Origin of the sequence: Chryseobacterium sp. (genome assembly GCF_008831505.1) — a bacterium.
In the GTDB taxonomy this organism is placed as follows: domain Bacteria; phylum Bacteroidota; class Bacteroidia; order Flavobacteriales; family Weeksellaceae; genus Marnyiella.
In genome coordinates this window covers 2,475,780-2,497,456 of the sequence record NZ_CP044507.1, presented here as the reverse complement: position 1 = coordinate 2,497,456, position 21,677 = coordinate 2,475,780, and the positions used below count along the sequence as shown (strand labels likewise).

Below are 21,677 nucleotides of genomic sequence, written 5' to 3'. Positions count from 1 at the left end.
TCTTGTGTTTCTGATTAATTTAGTTGCAGGTTTTCTTCAGCAATCTGCAGAATATCTATCCCATGATTGCGCAGAAAAGAGATACCTTCTCCGTCTGAATATTCGCTAATGTAAACAAGGCGTCTGATCCCGGCCTGCAGTACCAGTTTACTGCATTCCTTGCAGGGTGAAAGCGTTAAATATAAAGTGGCACCTTTCGCCGAGTTGGTGGATGCAGCCAGTTTCAGGATTGCATTGGCCTCCGCGTGTAGAACATACCAGTGTGTTTTTCCCTCGGCATCCTCACAGGTATTTTCAAATCCGGAAGGCGTCCCGTTATAGCCGTCCGAGATAATCATTCTGTCCTTTACAATAAGAGCCCCAACCTGTTTCCGGTGGCAATAGGAGAGTCGGGCCCACTCTCTGGCCATCCGTAAATAGGCAATATCAAATTTATTAAGTGTCACAGCAGTTCAGCTTAGATGGTTCGGAGCAGGAATGTTAAAAATTCGGTTTCCTTTTTTCCAGAAAAGCGGTGACCCCTTCTTTTTTATCTTCCTTTTCAAACAATACCCCAAAGGATTTAATTTCTGCCTCATACCCACGGTCCGTATCAGAAAGATTCACTGCATTGATGGCTTCCGCAATGGCCATTGGCGAGTTTGCTGCAATAGATGCAGCCAGTTCATGCGCTTTCGGAAGCAACTCTTCCAAACTGAAAACTTCGTTTACTAGGCCAATCTCGGCAGCACGTGTCGCACTGATCATCTTAGCCGAAAAAATGATTTCGTTGGCAAGGCCTTTTCCAATGAGTTTTGGAAGCCTTTGGGTTCCTCCGTAACCCGGAATAAGACCCAGAGTTACTTCCGGCAGACCTAACCTTGCATTTTGCGAGGCATAGCGAATATGACAGGCCAGTGCCAGTTCCAGACCACCGCCCAGTGCAAATCCGTTTATGGCAGCAATCACCGGTTTGGTCATATGTTCTATTCTGGTGAAGAGGGTACGCTGCCCGTTCCGGGCAAGTTCTTCCGCTTCTGCGGTGCCGAAATCGCTGAATTCTTTAATATCTGCACCAGCAACAAAGGATTTGTCGCCGCTTCCTGTAATAATAACCACCCTGCATGATGCATCAGAATCAAGACGGTTCAGGACATCTCCAAGTTCGGAAATAGTTGCTGCATTAAGTGCATTTAGCGCGTGTGGCCGGGATATGGTGATTACAGTTGTCTTTCCTTCTGTAGAAACCGCAATATTTTCGTAATTCATAATCATTTATCGTTAAAATCGTCAATGGATTGCAAATTACGAATAATTTAAGAATATTGGTGCCGTAACTCTTTTGTTTATTGTGCAGGACCTTCCTTTCCGTGTGTAAACATAGCTGCATCTATTTCCACGTCCAGTCCCGCGGCAATCCGCATCCCCAGCTCAACATTCGCACGGAAAAAATGGCAAAGCTGCCGGTTGATGATCTCCGCCCTGCGGAGTCCGGAAATCTGTCTCATGCTGTTCACGATATTTTGTACGAGAGAATCTCTGTCCACGCCTTTCAATGCTTTCGAATAAAACAGTCCGGGTTGGGTATAGTGATCATCTTCATTTTCGCTACGGCTGTATTCAGCAAACATCTCAGGTTCTAAATTCCTGCATTCTGCTGAGCCGGCTGTTTGCTGCCCGGCACCTGGAAAAGGGCAGCGGTTTACATCCAGCTGTGTGGCGTTAAGACCAACCCTGTGCCGCTGTGCGTCTCCATAGGTGAACAGGCGGGCCTGCAACAGTCTGTCCGGTGAAAGACCTATCCCCTCAATCAGATTGGCTGGCGAAAAGACGGCCTGCTCTACATGATTAAAGTAATCGTTCGGCATTTCACTGAACTCCAGAATTCCTACTTCCTGTAGGGGAAATTCGTCATGGAACCATACCTTTGTTGCATCAAAAGGGTTCCAGCGGAAGGATTTTGCCTGATCTTCTGTCATTACCTGAATGTACATTTTCCATTTCGGGAATTTGCCGTTTTGTAAGGAATGGCAAAGATCTTCCTGGAAAAAATCGGGATTAGGGACAACTGTTTCATCCAGTTCCGGCTCCGAAAGGTTCCGGATCCCGTGTTCGCTCCTGAAGTGGAATTTCACCCATACCCGTTGCGCTGCATCATTGACCAGCGAAAAGGTATGGTTTCCATAGCCGTGCATAAAACGGTAGCTGCGTGGGTTCCCACGGTCAGACATCAGCATAAGAAGATAGTGAAGGCTTTCGGGATTTAGACTCCAGAAATCCCACAGTGCCGTGACGCTTTTCAGGTTGGTGGTCGCATCTCTGCTCTGTGCCAGAATAAGGGCGGGGAATTTTTCGGGATCCTTTACGGCGAATACCGGTAAATTACTGCCGGCAATGTCCCAATTGCCTTGCTCTGTGTAGAACTTCAGCGCGAAACCGCGAAGGTCGCGCGTTGCATCGGCTGTTCCCTTTTCCCCCGTGAATCCGGAGAAACGTGCAAAGACGCGGCAGCTCTTACCTGGTGCTGAAAATATCTGCGCTTTTGATAATACTGAAATATCATGGGTTACGGTAAATGTTCCGTATAATCCCGATCCCTTCGCTCCAAAATTCCTTTCAGCAATCCCTTTCGTGGTATGGTGCGCCAGATTTTCACGCAGGATATAATCCTGCAGTAACTGAATTGAAATTCCGCTTAGAGGATGGGTCTGGCCTACGGCAGAGGGCAACTGCGGTTCCGGATGGTTATGTATTGTGTCCATATTCAATATTTTGCTTTACAAATTTACTAAATTACGGTTTGTAGGACTTGCGCAAGCCACCCCGGGATGTAATGAAAAACAATGTATATTTGTCCTAGGTAAAAGTCTTAAAATGAACATTCAGCAACTAGAATATTTAATCGCAGTAGATAAATATAAACATTTTGGAAAGGCAGCGCAGGCTTGTTTTATTACGCAGCCTACGCTGAGCGCCATGATCCAGAAATTTGAAGATGAGCTGGATGTTAAAATCTTTGACCGCACAAGCCACCCCATACGAACTACAGATGTAGGCATTCAGATGGTGGCCCACGCCAAAAGTATCATTGATTCGGTTAATGAACTGCGCAACAAAGCTGATTTACTGAATAATGTCCTTGGAGGCAAGATCAATCTAGGAATTATACCTACCGTCTCCACTTATGTTATTCCGGTTGAGATATTTTCTTTCCTGAAAGAGAATCCGAAAGTAGAGATGGCTGTAAAGGAAATGACCACGGATAATATTATCAAAGCACTTAAGTCCGGTGAACTGGATGCAGGAATCATTGCGACGCCATACGACGGTGCCAACGAATTCTATCAGGAGTTTCTGTTTAATGAGGAACTTATGCTCTATGCTTCAGACGTGCCGGAAAAAAGTGACAGTTTCGTAGTGCCGGAAGAAATCGATGTAGAGAAAGTTTGGCTTTTGGAGGAAGGTAACTGTCTCCGGACCCAGTTTGAAAACATCTGCCACCTTAAGGAGAATGCTCTGAAACCCAAAAATCTGGACTTTAAAGCTTCCAATATCAGTACACTTGTACAAATGGTAGATAAGGTAGGCGGTATTTCCATCTTGCCGGAACTGGCTGTTCTGCAGCTCACGGATGAACAGGCGCAGAAGGTGTCGCGATTCCGAAAGCCCTTTCCGTATCGTGAGATCAGCATCATTTATTATAAACCTACCTACAAACAGAAAATCATTGATGAGCTTCTTGCTGCCATACGTGATTCTATGCAGGCAAAGCTTAACTTCACCAAAGCACCCGCAGATTTTGTGAACGTTAAACCACAGTAGAGGTGATCTCCATTTTTGGGCAAATGTCTTTTTGCTCTCAGAAATAGTCGTAAATTTGCAGCACTTTAAGGGAGGATAAATTTGACTGATTGCTACCTCAGAAAAAAATGCTAAAACAGAATTTCTCTTTTTCTGTGTGTTTTCTTTCAGATTAACCTCTATTTATTAATACAGTAAAACACACAAAATATGTCTTATTTATTTACGTCTGAATCGGTTTCCGAAGGACATCCCGACAAGATTGCGGATCAGATCTCAGATGCACTGATCGATAACTTTCTGGCCTACGATAAACAGTCGAAGGTGGCCTGTGAAACTCTTGTAACTACCGGTCAGGTGGTATTGGCTGGTGAGGTGAAATCTGAGGCTTATCTTGATGTTCAGACCATAGCCCGCGACGTCATTAACGGTATAGGATATACCAAAGGCGAGTATATGTTCAACGGTGATTCTTGCGGAGTGATTTCGGCGATCCATGAGCAGTCTCCCGATATTAACCAAGGTGTAGACAGGACTAATGAGGAGGCGGATTTTGAAACCCGTGCCAACCTGCAGGGAGCCGGCGACCAGGGAATGATGTTTGGCTATGCCACCAATGAAACTGATAACTACATGCCGCTTGCGCTGGATCTGGCACATTCCATCCTGAAAGAACTGTCTGTAATGCGCCGCGAAGGATCTGAAGTTTCGTATTTGAGACCTGACGCAAAATCACAGGTCACCATAGAGTATTCGGACGACCATAAACCCATCCGTATAGACAGTATTGTCATTTCCACCCAACACGACGAATTTGGCAGCGACGAAGCAATGCTGGCCAGAATCCGCAAGGATATGATTGATGTACTTATACCGAAGGTGAAATATAAGCAGAAGCGCGAAATCCAGGAACTCTTTAACGACCAGATCAAATACCATATAAATCCAACCGGCAAGTTTGTAATCGGAGGGCCACATGGTGATACCGGTTTGACAGGCCGTAAAATCATTGTTGATACCTATGGCGGCAAAGGGGCTCACGGAGGCGGGGCCTTCAGCGGGAAAGATCCTTCAAAGGTAGACCGCAGTGCTGCATATGCCACGCGCCATATTGCAAAGAACCTGGTAGCTGCCGGTGTGGCCGATGAAGTACTTGTGCAGGTTTCCTATGCAATAGGCGTTGCCCAGCCTTGTGGTCTGTACATCAATACATACGGAACCTCGAAAGTGAATTTAACAGATGGCGAGATCGCCCAACGGGTACAAACCTTGTTTGATCTGCGCCCTTATGCAATAGAACATAATCTGAAGCTTCGTAACCCCATCTATCAGGAAACAGCTTCTTACGGACATATGGGACGTGAACCTTTTACAGCGACGCGCGTCTTCAATAAAGGCCGTAAAGACGAAAAGATAATAGAGGACCTGGAATTCTTCACTTGGGAAAAACTGGACCGAGTGAACGATATTAAAAAGGAATTCGAACTCCAATAATCTCTTAAGAGTAAAAACTGCTTCGTCGGATGATTGAAGCAGTTTTTTTTAACTTTGCCATCCGCTTACAATCTATATTATGAAATCAAAGATCTTCGGTTCGTTACTCTTGCTTCTGCTCTGCACCGGTCTGTATAAAGCTCAGTTTACCGTGCACAAGCTTGTAAACGCAGGATATGTGTATCAGAACGGAAGTTTTGGAGAGGTAGGCGGCAAGTTGCTTTTCCTTAAAAATGATGACTTTATTTTCCGCGTAGGTGCCGGTGCCCTGTTGGGCGCTGTGAACGGGAAGTTTGCCGCGATGCCTAAAGTGCAGGGTGATGTGCTGGTGAATTTTGAGAGGAATGTGGACCTTTATCACTCCTATTATTTTTTGAGTGGTGCCGAGGTGACCACCAAGTATATAGCCCCAAAGGTTGGAGTGAGCTTCTTCGGACTGTTGGACCTCAGTGGCGGCTATGCTTTCCCTTTAGTAACTAAAGGGCTGAACGGAAAGGAGATGAAAGGGTTGAACATCAATGTAGCCCTTAACATACCTACGGTTCTGATACACGATCTTCTGAACTGAATTATCAACAGATTGGATTCATTTCGTGTAAATTTGGAATCATAATGAAATAATTTTTATATTTACAACATCATAACAGCGCCTATAGATAAAATTTTACTTCTTTAAATTAACAAAAAAACCGCGGTCCTCTTTGGGTAAGGGCTGTTGGCTGCAATATTGAAGTAATTATGAAATCTAAATCGGACAGTTCACTAATATCACAGTATCAGTCAGGTGACGAAAAAGCGCTTGCTGTACTTATCGAAAGACATCAGAACGAATTATATACCTATATATTTTATAAGGTAATGGACTCGGATCTGGCTAATGACATTTTTCAGGATGCTTTCATGAAAATCATTGTCACGCTGAAAAGCGGAAAGTATAATGAGGAAGGCAAATTTATACTTTGGGCGAAGCGGATCTCGCACAACCTGATCATCGATCATTACAGGTTAAAAGCCAAGCACAATAAAGTTTCAGAAACTTCCTATGATAACGAGGAATTCTCCATCTTCGACCTGATCCGGGAGCAGGAGGAGAATATAGAAGAGCGCCTTGTAACACAGCAAATCCACAGTGACCTTTTCAAACTGCTGGAATTTTTGCCGGAAAACCAGCAGGAGGTAATCAGACTCCGCTTCTTTGACGGGCTAAGCTTCAAGGAAATTGCTGACCAGACTGACAGCAGCATCAACACCACTCTGGGAAGGGTGAGGTATGCGCTCATCAACCTGAGAAAAATCATGGAGGAAAACAGGATTATTCTCACGAGGTAGCAATATTTTTAAAAATACGGCGTTTTTCAGGTAAACCAAATCTTCAGCCTATGAAAAAAAATGACACCTTAAACGCCAAACTATTGAAACCCAGAAAATCCACGGTCAGTTTACTGCTTAACTTCTCCAAGAGCATCACTGTTCTTAAAACTCGAACTAAAGTAGTGGCCGTTTCGCAAAACTGATTTCAAAAACCTAATTTTGTGCTGTATGAAAATGCAGCACATTTTTTTTGACCTGGACAATACTCTGTGGGACCACCGCAGGAACGCCTATCTAACCCTGCGGGAGATTTATTCGCGCGAAAGGGCGCAGGAGCGCTACGGCATAGGTTTCGAAGAATTCCATAAGGAATATTTTACCATCAATGAAAGGCTTTGGGCGCAGATCCGTGATGGGGAGATTGATAAAGAATTTCTCCGAAAGCATCGCTTCTACGACTCATTCCTGTTTTTTGGAATTGATGATTTTGAGCTGGCTCAGGTATTCGAGCACAACTTCCTGGACGAAATCCTGAATTATAACGAGCTTGTAGATGGGGCTTTTGAACTTTTGGAATATCTCGCAGATAAGGGATATACCCTCCATATCCTTTCCAATGGTTTTGAAGAAGTGACCTACAGAAAGTGTGAACTGTCCGGCATAAAGAACTATTTCGCGACAATCACCAGTGCCGATGAGCTTAACATCCGTAAACCGCACCCTGAAATATATGCACATGCACTGCAGAAAGCCGGTGCTGCCGCAGGAGAATCTGTGATGATCGGTGATGACTGGGTGGCCGACGTGGAGGGAGGAAAAGCGTTTGGCCTAAAGGTCGTTTTCTTTGATGTTTTTGATGACAAATATACTGCAGAAGGTGTTGATGTCATCCGACATCTATCTGAGCTGAAACAGTTGCTTTAAAACAAAAAAAATATCCTTCACTGCGTAAGGATATTTTTTAGCAACAATTTTTTTATTTTGCTTCCAGCTCTACTTCGTAGGTTTTCTTTTGATATTTTGTTAGAGAGCCTGTTGCCGCATCAACTGCAACGCCAATTGCTCCACCTATGAGGATGTTTACAAGGCTTACGGGATTGAAGGTCTTTTCCAATTTAACACTTTGATCCTGATAACCGTCAAGTTTAAGCTCTGCGGTGGATTTGGACAAGGTGCGCTGCACCGTTACGTTACAAGGAGTTTTGCACTTTTCAACGTTTTTTACAAATACGCTGGCTCCTGAGGGATTGGAGGTGAAGGTAACATCATCACTTGTACCTGTCAATATAGTGGCACAGGATACGGAAGACATACCAATTAAGATCAGAATAGGTAGATTTCTTTTTTTCATCAAGGTTTAATTATTGTTTTGTATTATTTTAAAGTTAGTCTGCAAGCATCTGCCGCTTACATTCCAAGGCTTTCTCGGGCCCTCAGAAGCGTATTGGCTGCAATCTTCCTTGTTTTTTCAGCACCTTCCTTCAGTTTCTGGTCCAGTTCCGGCAGGTTGTCCATATAATACGCAAAAAGTTCGCGCTCCCGCGAAAATTTGGTGAGGATCAGTTCCAGCAGCGCATTCTTAGCATGTCCGTAACCGAAATTACCGGCCAGGTATTTTTCTTCCAGTTCAGAGGTTTCCTCAGCTGTTGCGATTAACTTATAGATGGCAAAAACTTTGTCCGTTTCGGGGTCCTTAGGCTCCTCCAGTGTTCTGGAATCTGTTTCAATGGCCATGATCTGTTTTTTAAGCTGCTTCTCCGGCAGGAATATATTGATAATATTCCCTCTGGACTTGGACATCTTCTGGCCATCAGTGCCGGGAACATATTTGGTGTCTTCCTGCAGTTCTGCCTGGGGAAGTACAAAGACCTCACCCATCTGATTATTAAACCGTGCGCCCATATCTCTGGCCATTTCCAGGTGCTGCAGCTGGTCTTTGCCTACAGGTACCACTTCGGCATCGTAAAGCAGTATGTCTGCGGCCATCAGTACAGGATAGGTAAACAGTCCGGCATTCACGTCGGCCAGGCGGTCGGCCTTATCTTTGAAGGAGTGAGCCAAAGTAAGCCGCTGGTAAGGAAAGAAGCAGGAAAGATACCAGGAAAGTTCGCAGACCTCGGGAATATCACTTTGGCGGTAGAAGTAGGTCTTGTCCGTATCAAGGCCGCAGGCCAGCCAGGCGGCTGCGATTTCATAGGTATTCCTTTTCAGTTCCTCAGCATCTTTTATCTGTGTCAGTGAGTGCATATTGGCGATAAACAGAAAAGATTCGTTGTCCGCTTTTTTGGAGAGTTCAATAGCTGGAATAATTGCTCCGAGTAAATTGCCCAGATGAGGCGTTCCGGTAGCCTGGATTCCGGTTAGGATTCGTGACATTGAAACAGTAATTAAGATTGATAATTAAATGTGAGCCGTTTAGAAGTCCAGACCCTCGGGAAAGGCCTTCTTGCGGAATATCAGCAGGAGAAGGGCGCCGACTGTGATTGCCGAATCGGCCACATTGAAGATGTATTTGAAGAACTCAATATGTTTGCCTCCAATTAAAGGCCAGTCGGCAGGTACATACCAGTCTACAAGTGGGAAGTGAAACATATCCACCACACATCCCTTCATAAAGGTGGAATATCCCTGGCCGAATTCTACCACTTTCGAAATTCCGCCATAATCGATCCAGCGCTGCACACTTTCGTCATAAACCGTACCGCTGTCAAAGATCAGTCCGTAGAACATACCGTCTATAAGGTTACCAATGGCTCCCGCGAAGATCATTGACATTGGAATCAGTAGATAGTTGGAGGCGCCCTGCTTCAGCCATTTCCGGAACAGGTATACCATTCCGCCAATCAGGAAAATACGGATCAGCACGAGTAAATATTTTCCCAGGAGTCCGCCGAAGTGGAATCCGTATGCCATCCCGGGGTTCTCTACAAAAGTGAGTTTAAACCCGGGCATTACATCTACGCTTTCACCCAGGTGGAAGTTGGTTTTGATATAGAACTTGGAAATTTGGTCAATTAAAAGGATGATGATGGTGATGATTGCGATCTTCTTCATTATTCCCCTGTCTTTGGTTTATCCCGGAAGCTGCCGGATGGTCTGCCGGATTTTTTTTCTCCTGATCTGCCCTCGGAAGCCGCACGCGGTTTCAGTGTCCGGTTATGAAATTTTTCGTATTTGATTCCCATTTCCTTCATCACGCTTTTCAGCGCGTTCAGTTCCATCTGGTTCTTCGGGTGAACGATTAGTGATTCCATTTTATTTTTATTTTTTTGACAGTTCCTCCAGACTCTGTCTGTCTTTTTTGGAGAGATCTGCGGCGCCGTTTTTACCCATTTTATTCAGTAACCGGTCAATTTCCAGCTCCCGCGCTCTTCTTTCTGCATTAAATCGGTCGTCTATAGAAGTGAATTTCTCACTTCGGACACCGGATTGTTTTGTGGAGTATTTCCTGAAGCAATAAATGATAAGTGCAAGTGCGGCAATAATCAATATGGCTTCCGGCATGCAGTATTATTTTTAAATTGAAATAGGTTTATAATGTACCGTTTATTTCACATTACAAACCTATTCGGTTAATTATCAGAAAACTTGTTTTACCTCTGCAGATTTTTTGCCTCAATGCTCAGTGTGGCGTGCGGTACAGCCCGCAAACGCTCCTTGCCAATGAGTTTACCTGTAACACGGCAGATTCCGTAAGTCTTGTTCTCGATACGGATAAGCGCATTTTTCAAATCGCGAACGAATTTCTCTTGTCTGCCTGCCAGAATTGCATTCTGCTCTTTACTGAGTGTCTCTGCTCCTTCTTCAAAAGCCTTGAAAGTGGGCGAGGTGTCATCAGTGCCGTTATTCTGGTCGTTGATGAAGCTCTCGCGGATGAGCATTAAATCTTTTTCTGCTTTTTCTATTTTTTGCTGAATAAGTTCTTTAAACTCCTTCAGGTCTGCGTCACTATAACGTTGTCTTTCTTCTGCCATTATGTTCTTTTTTTACGTTTCTTCCTCCGGGACTGCGGGGTGTATTCAATTAATAACCATACCCCGGAAGCGGTCAAATCCTGTTTACAAATACTTTAAATTTTATGTCATCAATCTCAATTTCATTGAAATTCGAAAGTGAATTTACAATTTCTATTTTATCTGACAATACTTCCTCGGAAATATACTGATTATTGTTAATAAGTTCAGCTTCAAACGGTGAATTCTCTTCAATTTGGATTGTAATCCTGTCGGTTAGGTCAAAATTCTTATCTTTTCTCAGATTCTGTATCCTGTTGATGAATTCACGCGCAACTCCTTCGGCTTTAAGCTCCTCCGTAAGCGTAAGGTCCAGGGCTACAGTCAGTTTTCCTTCGCTCGCCACGGTCCAGCCGGGGATGTCCTTGGTGAAGATCTCCACATCGTCCAGCATGATTTCATGACCTTCAATGTTCATCTTTCCCTCCTTCTCCAGTGTGGCTATCTGTTCTGAAGTCATGGCCGAGATCTGTGATCCAACCGCTTTCATGTCCTTGCCCAGTTTGGCTCCAAGTGTTTTGAAATTGGGCTTAATTTGTTTCACGATCAGATGTGATGCTTCCTCAGCGTTTATCAATACCAGTTCTTTTACATTTACTTCCTGTTTAATCAGTTCCGAAACCGCCTGGATCTGTGTTTCGCTCTTGGCATCCAGGACCGGTACCATCACTTTTTGGAGTGGCTGGCGAACCTTCAGATTCTCCTTTTTTCTAAGAGAGAAAACCATTGACGTGATCTGCTGCGCCAGGTGGGTTTTTTCAACAAGATCCTGGTCAATAAGATTCTGGTCGGCTGTTGGGAAATCAGTTAAATGTACCGACTCAGCCGTGTTCCTGCCTGTGCTGCGGTTCAGGTCCTGATAAAGCCTGTCCATAAAGAACGGTGCAATTGGAGCTGAAATTTTGGCTACCGTTTCCAGGCAGGTATAAAGAGTTTGGTAGGCTGAAATCTTATCTTCAGAATATTCTCCTTTCCAGAAACGTCTCCTGCAAAGCCTCACGTACCAATTGCTCAGGTTGTCATTGACAAAATTATTGATGGCACGGGCTACCTTAGTGGGTTCGTAGTCATTATAAAATTCAGTAACTTCTTTTACCAGAAGGTTTAGTTCCGATAGGATCCAGCGGTCAATTTCCGGACGGTTCTCAATGTCTTTTTCAGAATAGGTAAATCCATCTACATTGGCATACAGCGCAAAGAATGAATAGGTGTTGTAGAGTGTACCGAAGAATTTTCTTCTCACCTCGTCAATTCCTTCAACGTCGAACTTCAGGTTTTCCCAGGGATTTGCATTGGCAATCATGTACCAACGGGTTGCATCGGGACCGTATTTCTGAAGAGTTTCAAAAGGATCCACCGCATTGCCCAAACGCTTGGACATTTTCTGCCCGTTTTTATCGAGAACCAGACCGTTGGACATCACATTTTTATATGCTACAGAATCGAAAACTGCTGTTCCAATTGCGTGAAGTGTGTAAAACCAACCTCTCGTCTGGTCCACACCTTCAGCAATAAAGTCAGCCGGGAAGGCTTTCCTGTCATCAATCAGTTCCCTGTTTTCGAAAGGATAATGAAGTTGTGCATAAGGCATTGAGCCTGAATCAAACCATACGTCGATTAGATCGGCTTCACGCCTCATCGGCTTACCGGTTTTTGAAACCAGAACGATTTCATCTACAATGTTCTTATGAAGGTCAATCTTAGCATAATTTTCTGCCGACATATTTCCTGTTTCGAAACCTTCAAAAGGGTTTTTGTCCATAAATCCGGCTTCAATGGATTTCTGAATTTCATTTATCAGTTCTTCTACAGAACCTATAATGATTTCTTCTTTCAGGTCCTCAGTTCTCCAGATAGGCAAGGGGATGCCCCAATATCTTGAGCGCGACAGGTTCCAGTCATTAACATTCTCCAGCCAGTTGGCAAAACGCCCTTCACCGGTGGACTTAGGCTTCCAGTTGATGGACTGGTTCAGTTCCACCAGGCGGTCTTTAACGGCGGTCATTCTCACAAACCAGGAATCCAGCGGATAATAAAGCACCGGTTTGTCGGTTCTCCAGCAGTGTGGATAGCTGTGAACATATTTCTCCACCTTAAAGGCTTTGTTTTCAGTCTTTAGAAGGATAGCGAGTTCTACATCCCAGGATTTCTCGGGAGCGGTTCCGGCCTCGTAATATTCGTTCTTAATGTATTTACCTGCAAAAAGTTCCGGCGTTTGGCCGCCTTCAATAAATCTTCCCTGAAGATCTACCAGCGGAACTGAATTGCCGTTTTCATCCTTCACCAGCATCGGCGAAATTCCGTTTTCCTTCGCTACACGTGCATCATCAGCACCGAAAGTCGGCGCGATGTGCACGATTCCGGTACCGTCTTCGGTGGTCACAAAATCTCCAACAATAACTTTGAAAGCATTTTCCGGATTTTCAGCGGGTAAAAACCATGGAATCAACTGTTCGTAATCTGTTCCGGCTAAATCTTCACCGGTTAGTTCAGCGATGATTTTATAAGGAATAGTTTTACTTTCAGAAGTATAACTGGTAAAATCCTCATCAGTTCCTTCGGCATATTTCTTACCGAAATTCTTTTGCAGAAGTACTTTGGCCAGAATAATATTAACAGGCTTAAAAGTATACTGGTTGAAGGTTTTCACCAAAACATATTCAATGTCTTTTCCAACAGCCAATGCTGTATTTGAAGGCAAAGTCCAGGGCGTGGTGGTCCAGGCCAGGATGTGAATGTCTGTTTGGATTTCTGAATTTTCCTTGTCAAATTCTTCCCAGTGAAGGGCGCCGCCACAACTTGCGCCGGCAATTTCACCCGTATCAATGGATACCTGACTTTCACCTATTTTCAGCGCTGCCTTTTCCGAAAGTTTCCTAACCTTAAACTGAGCAACTACTGTTGTGTCACTTACATCCCGGTACGTTCCGGGCTGGTTAAGTTCGTGTGAACTAAGACCGGTGCCGGCAGCTGGTGAATAGGGCTGTATGGTATAGCCCTTGTAGAGCAGGTCTTTGGTGTAGAGCTGCTTAAGGAGCCACCATACCGTTTCCATGTATTTGGGTTCATAGGTAATGTAAGGATCATCAAGATCTACCCAATAGCCAATTTTTTCCGTAAGGTCATTCCAAACATCCGTGTAGCGCATTACGGCATCCCGGCAGGCCTGGTTATAGTCCTCAACCGAAATTTTCTTGCCTATGTCTTCTTTGGTAATTCCAAGTTCTTTTTCAACGCCAAGTTCAATGGGTAATCCATGGGTGTCCCAACCCGCCTTGCGGAAAACCTGTTTTCCGTTCTGGGTCTGGTAACGGCAGAAGATGTCCTTCAGGGCGCGGGCCATCACATGATGGATCCCCGGCATTCCGTTCGCTGATGGTGGACCTTCATAAAAAACATATTCAGGCTGTCCTTCACGAATCTGCACTGATTTTCTGAAAGTTTCATGTTGATTCCAGTACTCCGAAACACTCGAAGCGACAGCAGTGAGGTCCAGGTTTTTATATTCGTTAAACTTCTTCATTTTCAGTAAGTTCAATTAGAATGATCCTAATTAATTTAAGTTTGCGAATATAGCGTTTTTTGACGTAAAATTGACGGGTATTGTGCAGGTTTTTAGCCCTGTTCAGCGTAAAAAAATGTATTTTTGAACACATTTTTCCTAAAGATACCAATTTGAACCTATTTCCATCTATTGAATATGCATCGCCGGCAGAAATAAGATCGCTGCAGGAGCAAAAGCTGGCAGAACTTCTGAAATACCTGCAGGATCATTCGGTTTTCTACCAACGCATGTTTTCTGCGAATGGGATCAATGTTGAAAATATCAGGAAACTGGAAGACCTGCAACAGTTGCCCCTCACCTCCAAATCGGATCTTCAGCAGTATAATCATGATTTTTTCTGTGTTCCAGGTCATAAGATCGTGGATTACAGCACGACCTCGGGAACCCTGGGTGATCCGGTTACCTTCGGCCTGTCCGACAGCGATCTGGAGCGGCTGGCTTATAACGAGGCCATTTCTTTCGCCTGTGCGGGCATTAAAGAAGGTGATCTGGTGCAGATGATGACTACAGTAGACAAGCGGTTTATGGCAGGTCTGGCTTATTTCCTCGGACTTCGGAAGATGGGAGCGGGTGTCATCAGGATGGGGCCCGGTATTCCGGAACTGCAGTGGGACAGCATTCTGCGCTATAAACCAAAATGGCTGATTACGGTGCCCTCTTTCCTGCTTAAAATGATTGAATTTGCTGAAAATCATGGAATCGATTACAGGAACTCTTCTGTTTACGGTGCTGTGTGCATTGGTGAAAGTCTGCGTGAGCAGGATTTCACAGACTCTGCGCTTTCCAGAAAAATCGGTGAAAAATGGGGTATCAGATTGTTTTCTACTTACGCATCCACAGAGATGAGTACTGCCTTCGCTGAATGCGGATTGCAGCAGGGAGGCCATCAGCATCCGGAGCTTATCATCACGGAAATTCTGGACGAAAATGGGGAGCCCGTGCTGCCAGGAGAAACCGGAGAGTTGGTTGTTACTACCCTGGGAGTTGAAGCGTTACCTTTGCTGAGATTTAAGACCGGCGATCTTGTGACTGCTCATCATGAGCCTTGCGGATGTGGCAGAACCACTATGCGGCTGGGGCCTGTGGTAGGCAGGAAACAGCATATGATAAAATACCGCGGAACCACGCTTTACCCACCGGCTCTGAATGATATACTGAATGACTTTGATGGAATTACAGTTTACCAGATTGTAATTCGCACCAACAGTATCGGTACGGATGAAATTATCGTAAAAATCAGTACGGATGAAAAAAGAGAGGATTTATTAAATGAAGTGAAAGACCGTTTCCGGGCAAAGCTACGCGTTAGTCCTAAGATTGAAGTTATACCCTCGGAGGAACTGACGCTGCAGGTTCATAATCCAAAAAGCCGTAAACCCTTACATTTTCTGGATTTACGGCTTTAGAATCTGTCCCTTAGGTGAAGAAACGGTAGCCTGCTTAAAGTTTTATTTCCTTTTCGCTCTCAATCATGTAAGCCAGATTGCGGATTACATGATCATGTTTTTTCACGAAGGGATTGTCCTTGTTCCATACGTATCCTGCCAATACAGCACATATTTTCCTTTTGATATCCGGGTTTTCAGGCTGATGGAAGAACAGGGTCTGAAGGTTGCCGGTATACCATTCCTTTACATAAGTGGAGAATACACGTACTCCCGAAAGGATGTAGTCTGAATAATCGCGTTCCCAATTAACAGTTTTACCTTCAATCTGTCTTTTGGCCAGTTTCGCCGCCAGCATGCCCAACTCTGTGGCAAAAGCCATTCCTGAGGAGAAAACGGGGTCCAGGAATTCGGCGGCATTCCCGGTTAGTGCATAACCCTCACCGTAAAGTTGCTTTACTGCGCAGGAATAATTGGTGAGCCGTCTGGGTTCGAAAAGAAATTCCAGATCACCATAACGTTCACGGTAATAGTCCGATTTATTGATGGCATTCCGCAGCGCTTCAGCAGTGTTGCCGGTGGCCGAAAGCTGGTCAATGTATTCAGTTGGACCTACGATACCTACACTCGTATTTCCGTTGGAGAAAGGAATAACCCAAAGCCAAACCTCAGTTTCCAGGATGTCGAAAGATATGAGTGTTCCTTCCTGTCCCGGCACACGGGTAGTGTCTTTTACATGAGTGAAAATGGAAGAGTGGGGTTCCAGTGTGGATGGTTTTTCCAGATCCAGCAGGCGGGGGAGTACGCGTCCGTAACCGCTGCTGTCAATGACGAACTTGGCGTGGATTTCTTTGCATTCGCCGTTTTTGTCTTTTACAGTGGTAATGGAATTGCTTCCGTCAAACCTGATTCCGGTGACTTCCGACTCAAACTCAAGATCCACACCTTTTCGGATGATTTCCTGAGCCATCACATTGTCAAAATCGGCACGTGGTACCTGCCAGGTCCAGTCCCATCCTTCACCGAATTTATCGCTGAAATCAAAGACGCAAACTTCTTCACCTCTGATGAACCTGGCACCGGGCTTAATCTCGAAGTTCTGTTTTTTCAGTGCTTCCAGAAGACCAGCCTCATCAAAATGATCCATCACCCTGGGAATCAGGCTTTCACCAATAACGAAGCGCGGAAATCTGGTTTTTTCAACCACCTTAACTTTTAAACCATTATTGTGCAGCCAGGCCGAAGAAACACAGCCTGAAGGGCCTGCACCAATCACTAATACGTCCACAACTTCGTTATCCATGATTTGTATAGTTTTAATATCTTTGCGACAAATTTAGTCAAAATAGGCTATTTTTTATTTTTTTAAGACAATATTGAATGAGACTAGTCAATAATTTAAAGATTGAAGACTTCCAGAAGGTGATTTTTGAAAATGAAAAGGTTGAACTGGACGAATCCCTGGTAAGTAGGGTGGAGCAGAGTTTTCAGTTTTTAAAGGAGTTTTCGGAGAAAAAAGTCATTTACGGAGTCAATACCGGTTTTGGGCCCATGGCTCAGTACCGAATTCCCGAAAACGATAAATACCAACTTCAGTACAACCTGATCAGAAGCCACGCTTCCGGAGTTGGTACTCCACTGAAACCTGCCGCGGCTAAGGCCTCTATGCTGGCGCGTCTCAATACGCTTTCGCAGGGAAAGTCTGCTGTTCATCCTTCTGTGATTCTGTTGCTTACCGAGCTAATAAATCAGGATGTTACACCACTTATCTTTGAGCACGGTGGGGTAGGAGCCAGCGGCGACCTTGTACAGCTTGCCCACCTGGCACTGGTGCTTATTGGTGAAGGCGAGGTTTTTTATAATGGCGAAAGAAGACCCACAGCCGATGTTTATAAGGAGCTGGGACTGACACCCATAAATATTGAACTGCGGGAAGGTATTGGCCTGATGAACGGCACGTCGGTGATGTCCGGCATTGGGATCATTAATTCTTATAATACAAAGAAACTCATTGATCTCAGTATCAGGATGAGTTGTGCAATTAATGAAATTGTACAGGCTTATGACGATCATTTTTCTGAATCCCTGAACAGTACAAAAAGACATACCGGTCAGCAGAAAGTGGCGGCCAAAATGAGGGAATACCTTCAGGACAGCCAACTGATCCGTAAGCGCGAAGACCATCTTTATAATAAGGAAACACAGGAAGAGATCTTCAAGGATAAAGTTCAGGAGTATTATTCACTCAGATGTGTGCCGCAAATCCTGGGGCCTGTCCTGGACACGCTGGAATTTTCAGAAAAGGTTTTGGAGGACGAGATTAACTCTGCCAACGATAATCCCATCATCATTCCGGAAGAAAAACATGTGTACCACGGCGGTAACTTCCACGGCGACTATGTGTCCCTGGAAATGGACAAGCTGAAACTGGTAGTTACGAGACTCACCATGCTTGCAGAAAGACAGTTGAATTACCTTCTGAATTCAAAAATCAACGAAATCCTGCCTCCGTTCGTCAACCTTGGCCGTCTCGGCTTTAATTTTGGGATGCAGGGCGTACAATTTACAGCTGTTTCTACGACGGCCGAAAACCAGGCACTTTCAACCTCAATGTATATTCACAGCATTCCCAATAATAACGATAATCAGGACATTGTGAGTATGGGCACCAATGCCGCTGTAATGTGTGAGAAAGTGATCAATAATGCCTATGAGGTGCTTGCTATTGAGCTCATCACCATTGTTCAGGCTATTGAGTATCTTGAATTTAAAGACAGTGTTTCTTCATCAACAAGAAAAATGTATGATGAGGTTAGGGAAATAGTTCCGGCCTTTAAAGAGGATATGGTGATGTATCCCTTTGTGCAGAAAATCAAGGATTACCTCATCAATAAATAAACTGAAAACCATGAAATGTGCAATAGTAACGGGAGGTTCGCGTGGTATTGGCAGTGCCATATGTGTAAAGCTGGCACAGGAGCAAAACTATCATATTATTATCAATTATACGTCCAACGGGGCAGCGGCAAATGATACTTTACAGAAGGTAATAGAAGCGGGCGCTACGGGTGAGATTCTGAAATTTGATGTTTCCAATTATGAAGAAACCCAGTCTGTTCTGAACTCCTGGCAGGAAAATAATCCTGATGCTGTAGTAGAAGTGATTGTAAACAACGCCGGCATCACCCGTGACGGACTTTTTATGTGGATGCAGCTGGAGGACTGGAACAGTGTTATTAACACCAGCCTGAATGGTTTCTTCAATGTAACCAATTTCTTCATTCAGAAAATGCTGCGCAACAAATATGGCAGGATCATTAATATGGTTTCTGTTTCCGGCCTGAAAGGAACCGCTGGACAAACCAACTATTCTGCGGCAAAAGGCGCTGTTATTGGTGCTACCAAAGCCCTGGCGCAGGAAGTTGCGAAAAGGAAAATAACCGTAAATGCCGTTGCACCCGGATTTATTAAGACAGATATGACTCAGGAGTTTGATGAAAACGCACTTAAGCAGATGATTCCAGCAAACCGTTTCGGCGAAGCAGAAGAAGTTGCGGACCTTGTTGCATTCCTGGCTTCAGACAAAACGGGTTATATTACAGGCGAGGTGATAAATATCAATGGTGGCATATATTCATAGAAAAGTGCTAACTTATTGGTCATTTAGTAAGAAAAATCAGTCTCAGACATGGAAAACAGAGTCGTAATCACCGGTATGGGAATTTATTCCTGCCTCGGGATTACATTGGATGAAGTTAAAAATTCACTATATAACGGAAAATCCGGCATCATTTTCAGCCAGGAGCGTAAGGATTTTGGCTACAGGTCAGGGCTCACGGGATGGGTTCCTAAACCGGATCTTAAAAATGTGCTCAACCGCCGGCAGCGCATCAGCATGGGCGAGGAGAGCGAATATGCCTACATCGCCACACTTGATGCCTTTAAGGATGCCGGCATCTCACAGGACTTTCTGGATACCAATGAAGTGGGCATCCTTTATGGGAACGACAGCGTTTCGCAGGCCGTAGTGGAGTCCACCGATATTGTACGCGCGAAGAAGGACACCACCCTTATGGGGTCGGGAGCGATATTTAAGTCAATGAATTCTACGGTGACCATGAACCTCTCTACCATCTTCGCACTGAAAGGGATTAATCTGACCGTAAGTGCAGCCTGCGCCAGCGGGTCACACTCCCTGGGACTGGCCTATCTGATGATAAAAGGAGGGCTTCAGGATATCATCGTGTGTGGTGGTGCACAGGAAACCAATAAATATGGCATGGCAAGTTTTGACGGTCTTGGTGTTTTTTCAGCACGCGAAGAGGATCCGGCCAAAGCCTCACGTCCTTTCGATTCTGCCCGCGACGGCCTGATACCCAGCGGTGGAGCCGCGACCCTTATTGTAGAAAGTCTGGAGAGCGCGAAAAGACGCGGTGCAAAAATCATTGCGGAAATTGCAGGCTACGGTTTTTCGTCAAACGGAGGCCATATCTCTACTCCCAATGTGGAAGGTCCGGCCCTGGCTATGGAAAGATCACTGAAAAACGCGGGAATGCGCCCCGAACAAATTGACTATATCAACGCTCATGCTACCTCTACACCTATTGGTGATGCCAACGAGGCCAAAGCCATTCACCGTATTTTCGGAAGTAAAATACCGGTAAGTTCCACCAAGTCCATGACGGGGCATGAATGCTGGATGGCCGGCGCCAGCGAAATCATTTACTCCATACTAATGATGCAAAACAGCTTTATTGCACCCAATATCAATTTGGAAAACCCGGATGAAGATGCGCGTAATATTAATTTGGTCAGTGAGACCAGACACAGCAATATTGATGTATTTTTGTCCAATTCATTTGGTTTCGGCGGAACCAACTCGTCACTGATTATAAAGAAATTTGATAGATAAATAAGATACACGATGGAAAAAGAGAAAATTGTTTCAGTTGTCAACGGTTTTTTAATTAATGAATTTGAAGTGGATGGCTCAGAGATTCACAGCCAGGCGCCACTTAAGCAAACTTTAGGTCTGGACAGTCTGGACTATATTGACCTGGTGGTCATTATTGAAAGCAATTTCGGAGTTAAGCTTGGCGAGGCTGATTTTAAGAAAATGATCACTTTTGATGATTTTTATAATACTATTCAGGAGAAAATTGGCGAAAAAGAGTTGGTATCCTAAAACTGTAAGTTGAGATCTATTGGATCTTCGTTGTAATTATAATGGCAAAATGGACCGGAAAATCCCGTGGAACCTTATTGGGCTACAGGATTTTTGTTTTTTGTATTAAAAATTTGGGAATTAAGGTAGCCTATGGAGTTTTGTACTTCGTATCGGCCTGGTATTTCCTGTTTCTCAAGAGCAGCAACCGCTATATTTATTACTACTTTAAGTGCCGACTGGGCTGGAGTTCTCTTAAATCCCGATGGGCAGTTTACCGCAATTATTTTGTTTTTGGACAGACCATCATCGATAAAACGGCCATTGGCGCTGGCCTTCGCGACCGGTTTACCTATGAATTTGACGGCATAGACCATCTTAAAAAAATGATGGCCGACCAAAAGGGAGGTGTGCTCATCAGTGCGCATATCGGAAATTTCGAAATCGCAGAACGTTTCTTTGGTGAGATTGATTTCAATTATCAGATCAATTTGGTAACTACGGATCTCGAACACAGCATCATAAAAGAGTATCTCGAAAGTGTTTCCGACAGGAAAAGCAGTGTTAAATTCATCTTCATAAAGGAGGACATGTCGCACATCTTCGCCATTAATGAAGCCCTTTCAAACAACGAACTCATCTGTTTTACCGGCGACCGTTATTTTGAAGGTTCAAAATTTCTTGAAACGGAGCTTTTGGGGAGGAAAGCAAAATTTCCCGCCGGACCATTTCTGATTGCTTCACGCCTCAACGTGCCGGTAGCCTATGTGTATGTGATGAAGGAACAAAATCTGCACTATCATCTGTATACGCGTATTGCACAGGTTAAACACCGCGATGCTCAGGGGCTGCTCCATTCCTACGTTCAGAATCTTGAAGGTATGCTGACAAAATACCCGCTGCAGTGGTTCAATTACTTTGACTTCTGGGAGGAGGTAGACTGAAAATTCTGTAAGTTTGATGCA

23 protein-coding genes are annotated in these 21,677 nt (G+C 44.5%); 12 read left to right on the top strand and 11 right to left on the bottom strand.

Annotated features, from left to right (window positions below; all coding sequences use genetic code 11):
• Nucleotides 1-14 precede the first annotated feature (14 nt).
• From F7R58_RS11705 to F7R58_RS11695, 3 genes are all read right to left on the bottom strand, one after another.
• Nucleotides 15-410 carry a deoxycytidylate deaminase gene (locus tag F7R58_RS11705; RefSeq protein WP_229723876.1) on the bottom strand — a complete coding sequence of 132 codons (396 nt, stop codon included), beginning with the start codon at nucleotides 408-410 and terminating at the stop codon, nucleotides 15-17.
• 70 nt (nucleotides 411-480) lie between these two features.
• Entirely contained in the window at nucleotides 481-1,248 is a 768-nt protein-coding gene (locus F7R58_RS11700; protein ID WP_158065090.1) for an enoyl-CoA hydratase-related protein, read from the bottom strand.
• A gap of 77 nt (nucleotides 1,249-1,325) precedes the next feature.
• Nucleotides 1,326-2,741 carry a catalase gene (locus F7R58_RS11695; RefSeq protein ID WP_158065089.1) on the bottom strand — a complete coding sequence of 472 codons (1,416 nt, stop codon included), beginning with the start codon at nucleotides 2,739-2,741 and terminating at the stop codon, nucleotides 1,326-1,328.
• 112 nt (nucleotides 2,742-2,853) lie between these two features.
• Between F7R58_RS11695 and F7R58_RS11690 the strand changes: the two genes are divergently transcribed.
• The 6 genes from F7R58_RS11690 to F7R58_RS11670 all read left to right on the top strand — a co-directional run bounded on the left by F7R58_RS11690 (nucleotide 2,854) and on the right by F7R58_RS11670 (nucleotide 7,509).
• Nucleotides 2,854-3,801 carry a LysR substrate-binding domain-containing protein gene (locus F7R58_RS11690; protein WP_158065088.1) on the top strand — a complete coding sequence of 316 codons (948 nt, stop codon included), beginning with the start codon at nucleotides 2,854-2,856 and terminating at the stop codon, nucleotides 3,799-3,801.
• Nucleotides 3,802-3,990: 189 nt separating this feature from the next.
• Nucleotides 3,991-5,274 carry a methionine adenosyltransferase gene (gene metK, locus F7R58_RS11685; RefSeq protein ID WP_158065087.1) on the top strand — a complete coding sequence of 428 codons (1,284 nt, stop codon included), beginning with the start codon at nucleotides 3,991-3,993 and terminating at the stop codon, nucleotides 5,272-5,274.
• A 79-nt stretch (nucleotides 5,275-5,353) separates the two neighbouring features.
• Nucleotides 5,354-5,842 (top strand): hypothetical protein, encoded by a 489-nt coding sequence (locus F7R58_RS11680; RefSeq protein WP_158065086.1) that lies wholly within the window; start codon nucleotides 5,354-5,356, stop codon nucleotides 5,840-5,842.
• Between the two features lie 170 nt (nucleotides 5,843-6,012).
• Nucleotides 6,013-6,603: an RNA polymerase sigma factor gene (locus tag F7R58_RS11675; protein WP_158065085.1), complete on the top strand. Its 591-nt coding sequence runs from the start codon at nucleotides 6,013-6,015 to the stop codon at nucleotides 6,601-6,603.
• A gap of 50 nt (nucleotides 6,604-6,653) precedes the next feature.
• Nucleotides 6,654-6,788, top strand: a complete 135-nt coding sequence (locus F7R58_RS13095; protein WP_262714088.1) for a hypothetical protein — start codon at nucleotides 6,654-6,656, stop codon at nucleotides 6,786-6,788.
• 25 nt (nucleotides 6,789-6,813) lie between these two features.
• Nucleotides 6,814-7,509 (top strand): YjjG family noncanonical pyrimidine nucleotidase, encoded by a 696-nt coding sequence (locus F7R58_RS11670; protein ID WP_158065084.1) that lies wholly within the window; start codon nucleotides 6,814-6,816, stop codon nucleotides 7,507-7,509.
• Nucleotides 7,510-7,561: 52 nt separating this feature from the next.
• On the opposite strand, the gene F7R58_RS11665 is transcribed toward F7R58_RS11670, so the two are convergent.
• The 7 genes from F7R58_RS11665 to ileS form a co-directional block, all read right to left on the bottom strand.
• The gene (locus F7R58_RS11665; RefSeq protein WP_158065083.1) at nucleotides 7,562-7,936 is read right to left on the bottom strand and encodes a PEGA domain-containing protein; all 375 of its coding nucleotides are present in this window, start codon (nucleotides 7,934-7,936) and stop codon (nucleotides 7,562-7,564) included.
• A gap of 56 nt (nucleotides 7,937-7,992) precedes the next feature.
• On the bottom strand, nucleotides 7,993-8,961 hold the full coding sequence (gene trpS / locus F7R58_RS11660) for a tryptophan--tRNA ligase (RefSeq protein ID WP_158065082.1): 969 nt from the start codon (nucleotides 8,959-8,961) through the stop codon (nucleotides 7,993-7,995).
• Nucleotides 8,962-9,000: 39 nt separating this feature from the next.
• Entirely contained in the window at nucleotides 9,001-9,639 is a 639-nt protein-coding gene (locus F7R58_RS11655; protein WP_158065081.1) for a lipoprotein signal peptidase, read from the bottom strand.
• Nucleotides 9,639-9,839: a DUF2683 family protein gene (locus tag F7R58_RS11650; RefSeq protein WP_158065080.1), complete on the bottom strand. Its 201-nt coding sequence runs from the start codon at nucleotides 9,837-9,839 to the stop codon at nucleotides 9,639-9,641. Before F7R58_RS11650 ends, F7R58_RS11655 begins: the two co-directional genes overlap by 1 nt.
• Before the next feature lie 7 nt (nucleotides 9,840-9,846).
• Nucleotides 9,847-10,089, bottom strand: a complete 243-nt coding sequence (locus tag F7R58_RS11645; protein WP_158065079.1) for a DUF6576 domain-containing protein — start codon at nucleotides 10,087-10,089, stop codon at nucleotides 9,847-9,849.
• 89 nt (nucleotides 10,090-10,178) lie between these two features.
• Nucleotides 10,179-10,559, bottom strand: a complete 381-nt coding sequence (locus F7R58_RS11640; protein ID WP_158065078.1) for a TraR/DksA family transcriptional regulator — start codon at nucleotides 10,557-10,559, stop codon at nucleotides 10,179-10,181.
• A gap of 73 nt (nucleotides 10,560-10,632) precedes the next feature.
• A complete protein-coding gene (ileS, locus tag F7R58_RS11635) occupies nucleotides 10,633-14,121 on the bottom strand; it encodes an isoleucine--tRNA ligase (RefSeq protein ID WP_158065077.1) in 3,489 nt (1,162 codons plus the stop codon).
• A 152-nt stretch (nucleotides 14,122-14,273) separates the two neighbouring features.
• Between ileS and F7R58_RS11630 the strand changes: the two genes are divergently transcribed.
• Nucleotides 14,274-15,569, top strand: coding sequence for a phenylacetate--CoA ligase family protein (locus F7R58_RS11630; protein ID WP_158065076.1), 1,296 nt, complete (start codon nucleotides 14,274-14,276; stop codon nucleotides 15,567-15,569).
• 34 nt (nucleotides 15,570-15,603) lie between these two features.
• On the opposite strand, the gene F7R58_RS11625 is transcribed toward F7R58_RS11630, so the two are convergent.
• Nucleotides 15,604-16,851 carry an NAD(P)/FAD-dependent oxidoreductase gene (locus tag F7R58_RS11625; RefSeq protein WP_158065075.1) on the bottom strand — a complete coding sequence of 416 codons (1,248 nt, stop codon included), beginning with the start codon at nucleotides 16,849-16,851 and terminating at the stop codon, nucleotides 15,604-15,606.
• 77 nt (nucleotides 16,852-16,928) lie between these two features.
• On the opposite strand from F7R58_RS11625, the gene hutH reads away from it, so the two are divergent.
• Genes hutH through F7R58_RS11600 form a run of 5 tightly spaced genes read left to right on the top strand, consistent with a single transcriptional unit; the run spans nucleotide 16,929 to nucleotide 21,656 of the window.
• The gene (gene hutH, locus F7R58_RS11620; RefSeq protein ID WP_158065074.1) at nucleotides 16,929-18,446 is read left to right on the top strand and encodes a histidine ammonia-lyase; all 1,518 of its coding nucleotides are present in this window, start codon (nucleotides 16,929-16,931) and stop codon (nucleotides 18,444-18,446) included.
• A 10-nt stretch (nucleotides 18,447-18,456) separates the two neighbouring features.
• On the top strand, nucleotides 18,457-19,188 hold the full coding sequence (gene fabG / locus F7R58_RS11615; RefSeq protein WP_158065073.1) for a 3-oxoacyl-ACP reductase FabG: 732 nt from the start codon (nucleotides 18,457-18,459) through the stop codon (nucleotides 19,186-19,188).
• Nucleotides 19,189-19,236: 48 nt separating this feature from the next.
• On the top strand, nucleotides 19,237-20,460 hold the full coding sequence (locus F7R58_RS11610; RefSeq protein WP_158065072.1) for a beta-ketoacyl-[acyl-carrier-protein] synthase family protein: 1,224 nt from the start codon (nucleotides 19,237-19,239) through the stop codon (nucleotides 20,458-20,460).
• 12 nt (nucleotides 20,461-20,472) lie between these two features.
• Nucleotides 20,473-20,733 (top strand): acyl carrier protein, encoded by a 261-nt coding sequence (locus F7R58_RS11605; RefSeq protein WP_158065071.1) that lies wholly within the window; start codon nucleotides 20,473-20,475, stop codon nucleotides 20,731-20,733.
• Between the two features lie 41 nt (nucleotides 20,734-20,774).
• Nucleotides 20,775-21,656, top strand: a complete 882-nt coding sequence (locus tag F7R58_RS11600; protein WP_158065070.1) for a lipid A biosynthesis acyltransferase — start codon at nucleotides 20,775-20,777, stop codon at nucleotides 21,654-21,656.
• Nucleotides 21,657-21,677 lie beyond the last annotated feature (21 nt).

What these genes read in the sequence shown, in the direction of transcription:
- F7R58_RS11705 (WP_229723876.1), bottom strand. Translation starts at nt 410, where the DNA reads ATGGCCAGAGAGTGGGCCCGACTCTCCTATTGCCACCGGAAACAGGTT.
- F7R58_RS11700 (WP_158065090.1), bottom strand. Translation starts at nt 1,248, where the DNA reads ATGAATTACGAAAATATTGCGGTTTCTACAGAAGGAAAGACAACTGTA.
- F7R58_RS11695 (WP_158065089.1), bottom strand. Translation starts at nt 2,741, where the DNA reads ATGGACACAATACATAACCATCCGGAACCGCAGTTGCCCTCTGCCGTA.
- F7R58_RS11690 (WP_158065088.1), top strand. Translation starts at nt 2,854, where the DNA reads ATGAACATTCAGCAACTAGAATATTTAATCGCAGTAGATAAATATAAA.
- metK (WP_158065087.1), top strand. Translation starts at nt 3,991, where the DNA reads ATGTCTTATTTATTTACGTCTGAATCGGTTTCCGAAGGACATCCCGAC.
- F7R58_RS11680 (WP_158065086.1), top strand. Translation starts at nt 5,354, where the DNA reads ATGAAATCAAAGATCTTCGGTTCGTTACTCTTGCTTCTGCTCTGCACC.
- F7R58_RS11675 (WP_158065085.1), top strand. Translation starts at nt 6,013, where the DNA reads ATGAAATCTAAATCGGACAGTTCACTAATATCACAGTATCAGTCAGGT.
- F7R58_RS13095 (WP_262714088.1), top strand. Translation starts at nt 6,654, where the DNA reads ATGAAAAAAAATGACACCTTAAACGCCAAACTATTGAAACCCAGAAAA.
- F7R58_RS11670 (WP_158065084.1), top strand. Translation starts at nt 6,814, where the DNA reads ATGAAAATGCAGCACATTTTTTTTGACCTGGACAATACTCTGTGGGAC.
- F7R58_RS11665 (WP_158065083.1), bottom strand. Translation starts at nt 7,936, where the DNA reads ATGAAAAAAAGAAATCTACCTATTCTGATCTTAATTGGTATGTCTTCC.
- trpS (WP_158065082.1), bottom strand. Translation starts at nt 8,961, where the DNA reads ATGTCACGAATCCTAACCGGAATCCAGGCTACCGGAACGCCTCATCTG.
- F7R58_RS11655 (WP_158065081.1), bottom strand. Translation starts at nt 9,639, where the DNA reads ATGAAGAAGATCGCAATCATCACCATCATCATCCTTTTAATTGACCAA.
- F7R58_RS11650 (WP_158065080.1), bottom strand. Translation starts at nt 9,839, where the DNA reads ATGGAATCACTAATCGTTCACCCGAAGAACCAGATGGAACTGAACGCG.
- F7R58_RS11645 (WP_158065079.1), bottom strand. Translation starts at nt 10,089, where the DNA reads ATGCCGGAAGCCATATTGATTATTGCCGCACTTGCACTTATCATTTAT.
- F7R58_RS11640 (WP_158065078.1), bottom strand. Translation starts at nt 10,559, where the DNA reads ATGGCAGAAGAAAGACAACGTTATAGTGACGCAGACCTGAAGGAGTTT.
- ileS (WP_158065077.1), bottom strand. Translation starts at nt 14,121, where the DNA reads ATGAAGAAGTTTAACGAATATAAAAACCTGGACCTCACTGCTGTCGCT.
- F7R58_RS11625 (WP_158065075.1), bottom strand. Translation starts at nt 16,851, where the DNA reads ATGGATAACGAAGTTGTGGACGTATTAGTGATTGGTGCAGGCCCTTCA.
- hutH (WP_158065074.1), top strand. Translation starts at nt 16,929, where the DNA reads ATGAGACTAGTCAATAATTTAAAGATTGAAGACTTCCAGAAGGTGATT.
- fabG (WP_158065073.1), top strand. Translation starts at nt 18,457, where the DNA reads ATGAAATGTGCAATAGTAACGGGAGGTTCGCGTGGTATTGGCAGTGCC.
- F7R58_RS11610 (WP_158065072.1), top strand. Translation starts at nt 19,237, where the DNA reads ATGGAAAACAGAGTCGTAATCACCGGTATGGGAATTTATTCCTGCCTC.
- F7R58_RS11605 (WP_158065071.1), top strand. Translation starts at nt 20,473, where the DNA reads ATGGAAAAAGAGAAAATTGTTTCAGTTGTCAACGGTTTTTTAATTAAT.
- F7R58_RS11600 (WP_158065070.1), top strand. Translation starts at nt 20,775, where the DNA reads ATGGCAAAATGGACCGGAAAATCCCGTGGAACCTTATTGGGCTACAGG.